General features: G+C 36.9%; 10 protein-coding genes. 5 read left to right on the forward strand and 5 right to left on the reverse strand.

All coding sequences use genetic code 11. The features are described 5' to 3' along the window. Positions 1 to 25: 25 nt before the first annotated feature. Positions 26 to 1,144, reverse strand: a complete 1,119-nt coding sequence (locus KIV10_RS12070; protein WP_214114088.1) for a GNAT family N-acetyltransferase — start codon at positions 1,142 to 1,144, stop codon at positions 26 to 28. Positions 1,145 to 1,160: 16 nt separating this feature from the next. Next, positions 1,161 to 2,060, reverse strand: a complete 900-nt coding sequence (locus KIV10_RS12075; RefSeq protein ID WP_246516293.1) for a transporter — start codon at positions 2,058 to 2,060, stop codon at positions 1,161 to 1,163. Between the two features lie 182 nt (positions 2,061 to 2,242). Between KIV10_RS12075 and KIV10_RS12080 the strand changes: the two genes are divergently transcribed. From KIV10_RS12080 to KIV10_RS12090, 3 genes are all read left to right on the forward strand, one after another. Then, a complete protein-coding gene (locus KIV10_RS12080) occupies positions 2,243 to 2,506 on the forward strand; it encodes a DUF4834 family protein (RefSeq protein ID WP_246516294.1) in 264 nt (87 codons plus the stop codon). A gap of 183 nt (positions 2,507 to 2,689) precedes the next feature. Continuing rightward, positions 2,690 to 5,122: a YfhO family protein gene (locus KIV10_RS12085; RefSeq protein WP_214114091.1), complete on the forward strand. Its 2,433-nt coding sequence runs from the start codon at positions 2,690 to 2,692 to the stop codon at positions 5,120 to 5,122. After that, positions 5,123 to 6,412 (forward strand): glycosyltransferase family 4 protein, encoded by a 1,290-nt coding sequence (locus tag KIV10_RS12090; protein WP_214114096.1) that lies wholly within the window; start codon positions 5,123 to 5,125, stop codon positions 6,410 to 6,412. It abuts the gene before it with no gap. A 55-nt stretch (positions 6,413 to 6,467) separates the two neighbouring features. Here KIV10_RS12090 and KIV10_RS12095 read toward each other — a convergent pair whose 3' ends face one another. The 3 genes from KIV10_RS12095 to uvrA form a co-directional block, all read right to left on the reverse strand. Continuing rightward, complete coding sequence (locus KIV10_RS12095; protein WP_214114097.1) at positions 6,468 to 7,652, reverse strand: hypothetical protein; 1,185 nt, start codon at positions 7,650 to 7,652, stop codon at positions 6,468 to 6,470. A 275-nt stretch (positions 7,653 to 7,927) separates the two neighbouring features. After that, positions 7,928 to 8,794: a T9SS type A sorting domain-containing protein gene (locus tag KIV10_RS12100; protein WP_214114099.1), complete on the reverse strand. Its 867-nt coding sequence runs from the start codon at positions 8,792 to 8,794 to the stop codon at positions 7,928 to 7,930. Positions 8,795 to 8,826: 32 nt separating this feature from the next. Then, complete coding sequence (gene uvrA, locus KIV10_RS12105; protein WP_214114100.1) at positions 8,827 to 11,604, reverse strand: excinuclease ABC subunit UvrA; 2,778 nt, start codon at positions 11,602 to 11,604, stop codon at positions 8,827 to 8,829. A 256-nt stretch (positions 11,605 to 11,860) separates the two neighbouring features. Here uvrA and KIV10_RS12110 point away from each other — a divergent pair, with 256 nt between their 5' ends. Both KIV10_RS12110 and KIV10_RS12115 read left to right on the forward strand, forming a co-directional pair. After that, positions 11,861 to 12,445: an RNA polymerase sigma factor gene (locus tag KIV10_RS12110; protein WP_214114101.1), complete on the forward strand. Its 585-nt coding sequence runs from the start codon at positions 11,861 to 11,863 to the stop codon at positions 12,443 to 12,445. A 58-nt stretch (positions 12,446 to 12,503) separates the two neighbouring features. Then, complete coding sequence (locus KIV10_RS12115; protein WP_214114103.1) at positions 12,504 to 12,656, forward strand: hypothetical protein; 153 nt, start codon at positions 12,504 to 12,506, stop codon at positions 12,654 to 12,656. Positions 12,657 to 12,710: the final 54 nt, after the last annotated feature.

The following is a 12,710-nucleotide window of genomic DNA, read 5'->3' on the forward strand; positions in this document are numbered from 1 at the left end:
TCCACCTTTTGGGTGGATTTTTTGATTAAATCGATTTTCTGAACGTACTCCGTTCTTTATGTTGCACGGGATTGTAATCCTTCCAAAGCAATTGTACGGCAGTGTTTTCCTTTAATTCTGGATTTGTTTCAACGGTATGTATTCCTTTTGAATTAAAAAGATATTGCATTTCTTCAAAAATAATTGCGGTAACGCCCTTACCTTGATATTCCGGATCAATTCCTATTAAATAAAAGGCTGCGGTATCATTCTTTTTTTGGGCTTGGAGAATATAATTCCAGCCAATTGGGAAGAGCTTGCCATTTGCTTTTTTTAATGCTTTTGAAAAAGAGGGCATTACAATGGAAAATGCAATCAGTTTTCCTGTTTCATCTTTTATACAGCAAATGTAATCTGGGTGAATAAAACTGAAATATTTCTTCTTGTAATAATCAATTTGGTACTGCTGAATCGGGACAAAGGTTTGCAGCGTGTTATACGTTTTGTTCAGTAAACCAAACATCTCGTCCACGTAAGGCAGAATTTCCTTTTTATCCTTAAAACGAATCACCGAAAGTTTGTAGCGCTCACGTACTATTTTTGAAAATTTTGCGACTTTTTCAAAAATAGTTTCGGGAATTTTTAAAGTGTACTCAACCCAAGTTGCTTGTTTTTCATATCCCAATTGTTCTAAATGGCTTGCATAGTAGGGGTGATGGTACCACGTAATCATTGTATTCATTTCTTCGTAGCCCATTGTTAAAATACCAGCTTTTTCCATATTGCTGAAACCTACTGGACCTTCAGCGTATTCTAAATTATGTTCCCGCCCTTTTTGATAGGCTTTTTCCAGCAATGCTTTGGTCACTTCAATATCATCCACCATATCCAGCCAGCCAAAACGGATCTTTTTCTTTTGTTGCTCATTTATTTCCAAATGATTCAAAATCACGGCAATCCTGCCAACAATCTTGTCATTTTTATACGCTAAATAATACCAAGCATCCGCATTTTTGAATACTGGATTTTTTGACCTATCAAGGGTTTCCAATTCATCTTTTATTAAGGGCGGAACCCAATATTTATGGTCTTTATAAAGTGAAAATGGAAATGTGACAAACGCTTTTAAATCACTTTTTGAAGTAGCTTCCTTAATTGTAATCATACGCTAAAAATACTATTTATTCACCCTCACCCTCATCCTCAAGCTCGAGGGAGTCTTGCCGTTCTTGTTTTTTATCCGCTTCCTTGGATTCTTTATTGGCTTCGTCTTCCAAATATTCATCTTTGTTGTGCATATCGAAGCGATAGGCAACACCTGCCCGTGCGTAAAATCTAGATGGTGTATCCTTAAAATTCACGGTAAGGGAAAGATCGACCTGTAAATCTTCATTTATGAGTGCCGCAGCACCGCCGCGCAGTAATTGATCGCTATAAAAATCACTTTTAAATCCTTGGTTTTCAAGGAATACCGAAAAATAATCGTTGGTAGCGTGCGTAAGCGTTATTATGTACCCGTAAGTAGGAAATTCTGTTGAAATCCTATCGGCAATAATATTTGTAACCAGAACGAAACCGCCTACAAAATTGTTTTGTGTGGATAGTACCAGCTTCGGGCTTACCGAACTTTCGGCTTCAGGGGTGTAGGGATTATCCGCAAAATCAAAGTTGGCCCCAGCGTAAAGGGACAGCGCGGGAATCAAATCTTCCCATTGAATCCTATTATTCGCTTTCCAGCTATAAAGATTCGGGCCTTCCAAATCTCTTTTTCTGTAAGGATCATAAAACAAATATTTAGCGCCCACGGTATTGCTTCTAAAATTTGATAGCTTGTAGTCAAAAGGTACTGCGGCGCGATTGTCAGTAATCGTACTTCCCTGAAATTCGCCCATAATGCTTACCTCCAATTGTTCTTTCCAAAAACCATAGCGCACGGAGTAATCAATTGCGTAAGCGCTAGTTTCGGTTTCCAGCAGGTTGTGCTTTTCCTTTCCATAGCTAAAACCAGTTTCCACTTGAAGCACATTGTTGCCCACCGAAAAAGCTCCTTGCGAACCTCCCGGACGGTTTGTATTAATCATATCTGTATATTGAGCTGCCGCGTGCAGCAGTGGAAAAAATAGTGCTAATAAAAGGAGAATTGGCTTGGTGCGCATGGATTCTGGGTTTAGCCCAAAGATATAAGATTTTTATCATTTATTTAATAGAACACTTTCGTGTTTTTGTGCGTCAATACTTATTTTTGGAAAGATTTTTCTGAATTATGATTACATTTCTCAAAACCATTTTAATAATTCTCTTGGTGTATTTTGGCCTGAAATTCTTGATTAGGCTAGCCACACCATATTTAATGAAATATATTTCTAAAAAAGCGGGACAACAATTTGAAAAGGCATTCGGCAACAATCCTTTCCAAGAACAAAAATCTCAAAAAGAAGGTAATATAACTATTGATAAGATGCCATCCGTAAACAAAAGGTCCAATCAAAATGTTGGTGAATATGTTGATTTTGAAGAAGTAGAATAATATAGTTTCTAGTTTGTTTCTTCATTTTGTCGTTAATTCTAAGGCGAATAGTAATTATTCTCTTTTTTCTGATATTATTAATTTTCTTTCCTTTTGAAAAACTCTTTCCGCTTTAGTGAGCTATCAAAGATATTCTAAGTAATTTTTGTTAATTTCCCCACTTCATAATTTAGATGGACATTTATGCAGGCCAATTTCAAAAAAATCTTTCCCCACGTACTTGTTTTAATACTCTTCACCATTGCGGCTTTAGCTTATTTTAGTCCGGTTTTACAGGGCAAAAAGATTTTCCAGAGTGATATCGTCCAGTACACCGGAATGGCAAAACAACAAAACGATTTTCGTAAAAATACTGGCGAAGAAACCTATTGGACGGACGCAGCATTTGGCGGAATGCCCACCTACCAGCTGGGTGCGAAATATCCCCATAATTATATAAAACAGCTCGATCTCGCCATTCGATTTTTGCCGCGCCCGGCAGATTACCTTTTTCTATATTTTGTGGGAATGTATATTCTTTTTCTTGTTCTGAAAGTAGATTACAAACTTGCATTTTTGGGTGCTTTGGCTTTTGGTTTTTCCACCTATTTAATCATAATTCTGGGAGTTGGGCATAATGCAAAAGCCCACGCCATAGCATATATGCCATTGGTTTTAAGCGGAATATTTCTCACCTTCAAACGACAATACATTTGGGGATTTCTATTGCTCACGGTTTCCATGGCTTTGGAATTGGTTGCCAATCACTTCCAAATGACGTACTATTTGATGTTATTGGTTTTGATTATAGGAATTGTTTATTTAATTGATGCCATCATAAAGAAAATGTTGCCTCATTATTTTAAATCGGTTGCAATAATGGCCGGTGGCGTGTTGATAGCCGTAGGTCTCAATGCAACAAATATTCTGGCAACTAAGGAATATGCAGATACATCAACCCGTGGAAGAACGGAGCTTACCATCAACGCAGACGGCACGCCAAAAGATAATAAATCCGGTCTTGATTACGACTACATAACCGAATATAGCTACGGAAAGCTTGAAAGTCTCAATCTTTTTATTCCCAGATTTATGGGCGGAAGTTCTAACGAAGCCTTGCCGGATGACTCCCAGACTGCACAGGAATTGATGCGAATGGGTGCTTCTATGGAAGAAGCAAACCAAGTATTAAGCCAAGTACCTATGTATTGGGGCGACCAAACCATAGTCGCGGCTCCCGCCTATATAGGGGCAATTATAATTTTCTTGGCTGTCTTGGCACTTTTTTTAATAAGGGGAAGGTTGAAATGGTGGGCAGTATCTGCAGCGGTATTGAGTTTGTTGCTTTCTTGGGGTCGGAATTTTGAACCGCTCACCCAATTTTTTGTTGAATATTTTCCACTTTACAATAAATTCCGTGCAGTGTCTTCCATTCAAGTAATTATTGAACTAGTCTTGCCCGTCCTAGCAGTTGTCGGCCTGCATCAGTTTTTTAATCAGTTTGAAAGAGAAGAAGAACGAAAAAAGTCATTACTTTTTACAACAGCAATTGTTGGCGGAATTTCAATTTTATTGTTGGTTTTCAAATCTGCTTTTGAATTTGCGAGTCCGTACGACAGTTTTTTCCGCGAGCAATTAGGACTTCCCGTTGTGGAAGCCATTCGTGAGGATAGGATGTCGCTGTTCACATCAGATGCTATTCGTTCATTAATTTTCGTATTACTCACTGCGTCAGTTTTATGGTTTTTTCTGAAAGGAAAAATAAAACAATCCTTTGCAATAATTGCACTTTCCATTTTGATTTTGGTTGATTTGGTTGGTGTTGATAGACGTTATGTAAACGACGAAAACTTTGTGCAGGCAAGGGTAATGGACGATCCATTTCCACAGAATGGGGCTGATATTCAAATCCTTGAGGACGATGGACACTATCGTGTTTACGATGCCACGGTAAATGCTTTCAACAGCGGTCGTGCCAGTTTTTACCATAAGGCTTTAGGTGGCTATCACGCTGCCAAACCCGGGCGGATGGCAGATTTATTTGATTTCTATATCAGCAAGGGCGACATTGGTATTTTGAATATGATGAATGTTCGCTATATCATAACCCAAGCAAAAAATGGCGGGACGGTGGCCCAGCGAAATCCATACGCCAATGGAGATGCTTGGTTTGTAGAAAACGTGCTTCCGGCTGAAAATGCTGATGAGGAAATAAAACGATTGGATAGTTTGAATACCAAACAAACGGCCGTTATAAATAGGAATTTTTTAGACAGAATTCCGAATAAAAATATTGAAAGGGATAGCACTGCAACAATTGAATTGGTCAATTACAAACCGAACCATTTAACTTATGAAGCCGCAACAAAAACAGATCAACTTGCCGTTTTTTCTGAAGTCTACTATCCAAAGGGCTGGAATGCTTATATAAACGGAAAACCTGCTGATTATTTTAGAGCGAATTATGTGTTACGTGCCATGGTTATTCCGCCGGGAAATAATAAAATTGAATTTAAATTTGAGCCCGAGGTCATTCAAACCGGGAGTACTATTTCTTTGGTCAGTACGCTATTATTTGTTTTGATATTGCTGAGCGGAATCTATTTCTCATACAAAAAAGAAAAGAACCCGGAATAGATGAAGCGAGCGCTAATAGTAACTTATTATTGGCCACCTGCCGGCGGTCCGGGAGTACAGCGCTGGTTAAAGTTTGTAAAGTATTTTAGGGAATTCGGTATTGAACCCATTGTTTACGCTCCAGAAAATCCCAATTATCCTCTTCTTGACGCGAATTTTTTAAATGAAATTCCTCCCGATGTGGAAATAATTAAACAACCTATAAAAGAACCTTACCGCTTCGCGAAATTTTTTTCTAAAAAGAAAACGAAGCAAATCAGTAGCGGGATTATTTCGAAAAAAAATCCTTCGATGCTTGAAAAATTAATGCTTTACGTACGTGGAAATTTTTTCATTCCCGATGCACGTGTGGGTTGGGTAAAGCCCTCAGTTGAATTTCTTTCGGAATATATCGCAAAAAATCCCATTGACGTTTTAATTACAACGGGTCCGCCGCACAGTCTTCATTTAATAGGCATACAACTTCAGCAAAAACTGAATTTAAAGTGGGTAGCTGATTTTCGGGATCCGTGGACGACCATCCATTATCACAAATCGCTGCGTTTAAACATTTCTTCCGAAAAAAAGCATAAAGAATTGGAAGCTAAAGTTTTAAAATCTGCTGATTTAATTACAGTAACGAGTCCCACCACCAAAGCAGAATTTGAAACAATAACGAGCAAACCTATTGAAGTCATAACAAATGGTTTTGATGGTTATGAAAAATTCGATGAAAAACTGGATTCCAAATTTTCGATTGCGCACATTGGTTCTCTTTTGAGTGAACGGAATGCTGAAATTTTATGGGAAGTTTTAGCGGAAATTTCTTCGGAAAAAAATGATTTCAAAAAAGATTTACAATTGATTTTTGCCGGGACTGTTAGCGATGAAATAGCTGAAAGTCTGGAAAAATTTGGGCTTTTTGAAAACGCCGTTTTTAGAGGATATATCTCCCATTCCGAAGCACTGCAACTTCAGAAAAAATCACAGATTCTACTTTTGGTGGAGATAGACAGACCGGAAACGCGAGCCATTATACCCGGAAAGTTATTTGAATATTTAGCTGCGAAGCGACCAATATTGGCATTTGGACCCAAAAATTGGGATGTCGCACAAATTTTGGAAGAGACTAATGCCGGTTTCAATTTTAATTATCAGGAAAAAAATAGGCTGAAAGAAAAAATTCTGGAGTTATATGCTTCCTATAAGGAAGATAAATTGGAAGTCAATTCAAAAAATATTGAAAAATATAGTAGGAGGGAACTGACTTCAAAAATGGCTTCAGCTTTAATTGGTTTAATTCAGAAATAAAAAACCTCCACTCAGCACGAGGCCTCGCAGAGGTTCAACCAACCAACCAAAATTTTTAACCTCTTCCTCGAGAAGAATTTCCTCTAGAGGAATTTCCACTATTTCGCTGTGAACTTGCACTTTTATTTCTGTTAGAAGAATTACTACGTACGGTTTCACGTTGGGGAGCGCGCGAGTTTGTATTTCTTGTAACGGTATCTCCAGAATTTCTTACCGTTTTACTTCTTGAATTACTGCTTACGGAATTTCTCGTGTTTGTTTTTCTCGTAGTTGCCGGATTACTAGCTACTTTACGAGTAGTATTTTGAGTTGCACGCGTTGTAGTTCGTGTAGTTTTGGTATCTGTGACATTTCGATTTATATTTCTGTTATTGGAATTATTACTTCTAACTACGGCGCCTTTACTATTTGTACTGCTATTTCGAGTTACGTTTCTTGTAGTTGCAGCGTTGCTTCTCACAGGAGTTGAATTATCCCTCACAGAATTATTGCTGCGATTGTCCCTGGAAGCAATCATCGTATTCCTTCTATTTGGGTTGTAGTCTCTATTAATAGAAGATCTTCCGCTTTTATCGTAAACCCTACTTCCAGGGCGATAGAAATCCCTTCTTCCATTAGTATAGGCTACTCGATTTCGGTTTTTATAATAAATAACATGATCGTGATAGCTGTAACGTATTGGATTGTAATATCTTCTATATGGACGATCGTAAACTATGCAGTGCGCATAAATGGGCGGTGCATAGTACACATGCCAAGGACGATAAACATAAAAGGGATTAAAAACATTAATTGTCCCCGTGCAATGTGAGAAATATCCGAAATTATTATAGACTACGTGCAATCCACCTATACGCACAATTCTACGGTCGTTATACTGAATATCCACACTTCCGGCTTGTGTTATGCGCCCATAAGCATCATAGTATATTGGAATATTCTCAACTTGAATTACCGCACCGTAATCATCATATTGAACGTATGCCTCGTAATTGTAACCAGAATTAAAACTTACATTTACATTAGGAGTACTAATGGTTACTTGTGATCCGGTTTGTGGACCCACGTATACAAAGTCAAATTGCCCATCCGGAAATACAGAGAATTCAACATTACCTTCAATAAAGGTGTATGCATTTCCATCGTAATTGCGTCTCAAAGTTTCTTCATTTTCAAAAGTATCGGCTTTCGCTGAAACTCCCATTAAAAGAATACCGAAAATTAATGCTAGATTTTTCATAAGTTCAAAATTTAAATGGTTCAATTTTGCTAGTTGGTTATTTATACATCGTAAGTACCAACCATCGTGCCAAAATTTTAAAACCATTATAATAAACTGATATTTAGATAATTAATCAGTATAAATTTTTTTTGTTTGAATTTTTAATTTATATGAAATAAAAAATCCGCTGAAAATGTTTTACCATTTCAACGGATTTTAAAAACTAACCAACCAAAAAACTATTAAGTCTTATTGACCATATATTTTCAAGTATCGTGCCAAGTTTTTGCGTTTTACAAAACAACGAATTTATCTGTTTTGACTAATTTACTTCTTGAGAATAATTGGTAAACATAGATACCAGACTTATAAACTGACCCATCAATGCTTATAGATTTGTTATCAACCCTTTCATCTTTAACCAGCCTTCCAAAAACATCAAAAATTTTAATATTTTGAATATCAATATGAGCTGGAATCGATAATAGGGCATTGGCACTCACGGGATTGGGATAAAGCTTAATTTTATCTATCTCGATGTCATTCATACCTAAAATAGCACACGATGTAAATCCATTGAAGTAATGTGTATTTCCATTATTTGTAAAGCAGGATAAATAAGCACCGGAATCAAAATTAGTAAATGCATAAGGATAGATGCCATTTAAAGAACCAATCCCTTCAATCCAGGTTTCTACTTGAGTACCCTGATATTGAAATTCAATAACCTTTCTATTTGTTCCTGCAATAAATTGTATGCTTGTGCTTGAAACGGTAATTGGTTCGCCATCAATATAGACGCCGCCAATTGTATAACAGTATGCTTGATTACTAGAGTCAAGGAAAATTTCATCTCCAACTTCTAAAGTAAAATCAAATAGTAATTCATCAATACCTTCACTATCATTATAACAATATACTTTGCCATTATCCTCTCTTAATAACCAGTTAAAAATGGAAAAATCTACAGTGTAGTAAGTAAAGCTTCCTATTGTTTGTTGTCCGGTAATCTCATAAGTTTGATTGCTTATTGAAACTGGATCAGGATAATTATAGGTTACAGTATTCCAGACATTCCCAAGTTCGAGCATGGGAAGATAAGTTTGTGAAAAAGAATTGCTGAAAGAAAGCAAAGAAAAAACAAGTAGTAATTTTTTCATAATGAAATGTTTATGATATGATATTAAATATACTAAATTTTCTCCTTCAAATATTCCGCGGTAAATGATTGCTTGTTCTTTAATACTTCTTCGGGAGTACCTTGAGAAATTATTTCACCGCCGTTTTCACCACCTTCCTGTCCTAGATCTATTATATAATCTGCACATTTAATTAAATCTAAATTATGTTCCACCACGATTAAGGTATGCCCGTTTTCCAATAACGCATAAAATGAAGCCAGTAGTTTTCTGATGTCATGAAAATGAAGACCTGTAGTAGGCTCATCAAAAATAAATAGAGCTTTATCTTTTGAATTTCCTTTCACCAAAAATGAAGCAAGCTTAATTCGCTGCGCCTCCCCTCCGGACAGTGTGGAAGAACTTTGGCCCAACTGCACGTAGCCTAAACCTACATCCTGCAAGGGTTGAAGCTTGTTCACGATTTTTGTTTCATTGTGTTCGCCAAAAAATGATACGGCATCATCAACCGTCATTGTCAAAATATCATCTATATTTTTATCTTGGAAAGTAACTTCCAAAACTTCCTTTTTGAAACGTTTACCGTGACACGTTTCACATTCCAGATGAACATCAGCCATAAATTGCATTTCAATGGTAACTTCACCTTCACCTTTACAGGTTTCACAACGGCCGCCATCTACATTGAACGAAAAATGTTTTGCCTTATAACCGCGGATATCCGATAGCTTTTGTGAAGCGTATAAATTTCTGATATCATCATAGGCTTTAATGTATGTAACGGGATTTGAGCGGCTGGAACGACCTATCGGGTTTTGGTCTATATATTCTACACTCTTTATTTCCTTGAAATTTCCTTTTATTTCACTGAATTGTCCCGGTTTCTCGCCATAACCTCCAATTTCCCGAAGCATCGCCGGATAGAGAATTTTTTTGACTAGCGTACTTTTCCCACTTCCGGAGACACCTGTAACGGCAGTAAATGCGCCAAGAGGAAATGAAGCGTCTATATTTTTTAAATTATTATGTCGGGCGCCAGTTATTTCAATGAAATTTTTGCTATTTCTGCGTTTTTTGGGTACTTCAATTTCCAACTTTCCGTTCAGATACTGGGCAGTGAGCGAATTTGATTTTAAAATTTCAGCATAACTTCCGGTTGCAACCACTTCACCTCCGTATGTTCCAGCCTGTGGTCCAATGTCAATTATTTCATCCGCAGCTTTCATGATATCCTCATCATGTTCTACAACAATTACGGTATTTCCCAAATCCCGTAATGATTTAAGCACGCCAATTAAACGATCCGTATCTTTGGGATGCAGTCCAATACTAGGTTCATCAAGTATATACATAGAACCGACGAGACTACTACCTAATGAAGTTGCTAAATTTATCCGTTGCGATTCACCTCCTGAAAGCGTATTGGATTTTCTGTTGAGCGTTAAATATGAAAGGCCAACATCCATCAAAAATTTCAGTCGGTTATTAATTTCCAAGAGAAGTCTTTTCGAAACATTCTCGTCGTATTCGGAAAGTTTTAAATCTTTGAAGAAATCTGCAGCTTTGTTCAGCGGCAATTCTACCAATTCCTGAATAGCCTTTCCATTGATTTTCACGTAACCTGCTTCTGGGCGAAGGCGTTTTCCCTTGCAGACGGAGCATCTTGTCTTTCCGCGATAGCGGGAAAGCATTACTCTATTCTGGATTTTATAACTTTTTGATTCTAAAAACGAAAAAAATGAATTAAGGCCTTCAAAATGTTTGTTCCCGTCCCAAACCAATTGTTTTTGCGCATCGGTCAATTGAAACCACGGTTTATGGATGGGGAAATCAAATTTATAGGCGTTGTTAACCAGTTGGTCACGATACCATCCCATGCTTTCACCGCGCCACGGAAAAATAGCATTATCATAGACGGAAAGGGCGGTATTGGGAACTACCAAATCTTCATCAATACCAATAACATCACCATATCCCTCACAAACGGGGCAAGCGCCGTATGGATTGTTAAAGCTGAATAAGTGGACGTTCGGTTCCATAAAAACAATTCCATCTGCTTCAAAACGGTTGTTGAATTCTGTGATTTTTTTGGAAGAAAGTGCTTCTATGTACAGTTCGCCCTTTCCTTCAAAAAATGCCATTTCTACTGCATCTGCAAGCCTGTTATAAAAATCATCCTCATCTTTGGTTATAATTCTATCGATAACCAAATCTATTTTCTTCGGAAATGATTTTCCTTTTAATTCATCAATCCTGACAACTTCATCAGCAATTTTCACCCTTGAAAAACCTTGCTGTGCCAAGGCTTGGATTTTATTCTGCATCGTGCGCCCTTCTTCTAAATGGATTGGAGCGAGGAGTAGTAGTTTTTCGCCTTCATCAAATTCTTTTACAAAATTGATAACGTCGGTTGTTGTATCCTTTTTAACCTCCTTTCCAGAAACAGGAGATATTGTTTTGCCAATTCTTGTGTACAGCAGCTTTAAATAATCATAAATTTCAGTAGATGTACCTACTGTTGACCGTGGATTTGTGGCATTTACTTTTTGTTCAATTGCGATGGCTGGGGCAATACCTTTTATAGAATCAACCTTAGGCTTATCTAGCCTTCCCAAAAATTGTCGCGCATAGCTGGAAAGGCTTTCAACATAACGTCTTTGCCCCTCGGCATAGAGCGTATCAAATGCCAAACTAGATTTGCCACTGCCCGAAAGTCCCGTAATTACAACAAGTTTATTCCGTGGAATGGCTACTGAAATATTCTTTAAATTGTGAAGTTTTGCGCCCTGAATCAGGATATTTTTCTTGGTGTCTAACGTTGTTATATCCACTTGTTTCTCTTTCTTTTTAAGCTTTTTCGCAAAGATACTATAACGATTTCAGCTATTCACAGTTGTAGAGATTATAATTAATTTCTGAAAATTTTAACCTTTTGTTTGGTTTTGTGAAATCTTTCTTTTTATATTTACGGCTCTTAACGCAGAATCTAAAAATTATTGCCTATAGCATATCATTACTTTTAAGAAATAAACATTTTACTAAGCAACCAAAAACATAGTTGTTTATTTATTAAAAAAAGGTATTGATATGAAGCAAAGCACAAGCTCTGATGCGCTGTTGGTAAGCGCCTATATGAATGGTAATGAATCTGCACTTTCTGAGTTGATAACTCGACACAAACAAAGAATCTACAGTTTTATTTATTCCAAAGTTTTTGACAGAGACGTCGCCGAGGATATTTTCCAGGACACGTTCATTAAGGTTATCCGAACTTTAAAGCGTGGTGCCTACAACGAAGAGGGAAAATTTTTACCTTGGGTGATGCGTATAGCGCACAATCTGGTAATTGATTATTTCAGAAAAAATAATAGAATGCCCAAATTTGAAAACAATGATGATTTCAATATATTTTCGGTTTTGAGCGATAGCTCTTTGAATATTGAAAAACAAATCATCAAAGGTCAAGTAGAAGATGATGTGCGTAGGTTGATTCAGGAATTGCCTGAAGACCAAAAAGAAGTGCTTATTATGAGGATTTATAAAGATATGAGCTTCAAAGAAATAAGCGAACAAACAGGTGTTAGCATCAACACCGCACTGGGAAGGATGCGGTATGCGTTAATCAACTTGCGCAAAGTAATTGAGAAACATAATATTATATTGACAAATTGATACAATAAACATTTTTTTGCATCGTTATTAAAAAATAATCACCTTAAAACAACGATCTATGCAAAAAATGTACTCTAAAACCTCACGGGTGGACGACGTGAATAAAAATATGGCTCCAAAAGAAGAAACTATAAAATTTCTTCTGGATTATTCAGCGGCTTTAAGTGTTATAGATTACCATAAATTGAAGTTTGAAGCACTTCTAAACTAAACTTTGGAAAAACCCTGGAATTAGCTTTTCGGGGTTTTTTTTCTTTTCTGAAGT

Source organism: Aequorivita echinoideorum, from assembly GCF_018476645.1.
Classification (GTDB): Bacteria; Bacteroidota; Bacteroidia; order Flavobacteriales; family Flavobacteriaceae; genus Aequorivita; species Aequorivita echinoideorum.

Coding starts and splice junctions, on each gene's coding strand:
- KIV10_RS12070 (WP_214114088.1), bottom strand. CDS start 1,144: ATGATTACAATTAAGGAAGCTACTTCAAAAAGTGATTTAAAAGCGTTT.
- KIV10_RS12075 (WP_246516293.1), bottom strand. CDS start 2,060: ATGATTAATACAAACCGTCCGGGAGGTTCGCAAGGAGCTTTTTCGGTG.
- KIV10_RS12080 (WP_246516294.1), top strand. CDS start 2,243: ATGATTACATTTCTCAAAACCATTTTAATAATTCTCTTGGTGTATTTT.
- KIV10_RS12085 (WP_214114091.1), top strand. CDS start 2,690: ATGCAGGCCAATTTCAAAAAAATCTTTCCCCACGTACTTGTTTTAATA.
- KIV10_RS12090 (WP_214114096.1), top strand. CDS start 5,123: ATGAAGCGAGCGCTAATAGTAACTTATTATTGGCCACCTGCCGGCGGT.
- KIV10_RS12095 (WP_214114097.1), bottom strand. CDS start 7,652: ATGAAAAATCTAGCATTAATTTTCGGTATTCTTTTAATGGGAGTTTCA.
- KIV10_RS12100 (WP_214114099.1), bottom strand. CDS start 8,794: ATGAAAAAATTACTACTTGTTTTTTCTTTGCTTTCTTTCAGCAATTCT.
- KIV10_RS12110 (WP_214114101.1), top strand. CDS start 11,861: ATGAAGCAAAGCACAAGCTCTGATGCGCTGTTGGTAAGCGCCTATATG.
- KIV10_RS12115 (WP_214114103.1), top strand. CDS start 12,504: ATGCAAAAAATGTACTCTAAAACCTCACGGGTGGACGACGTGAATAAA.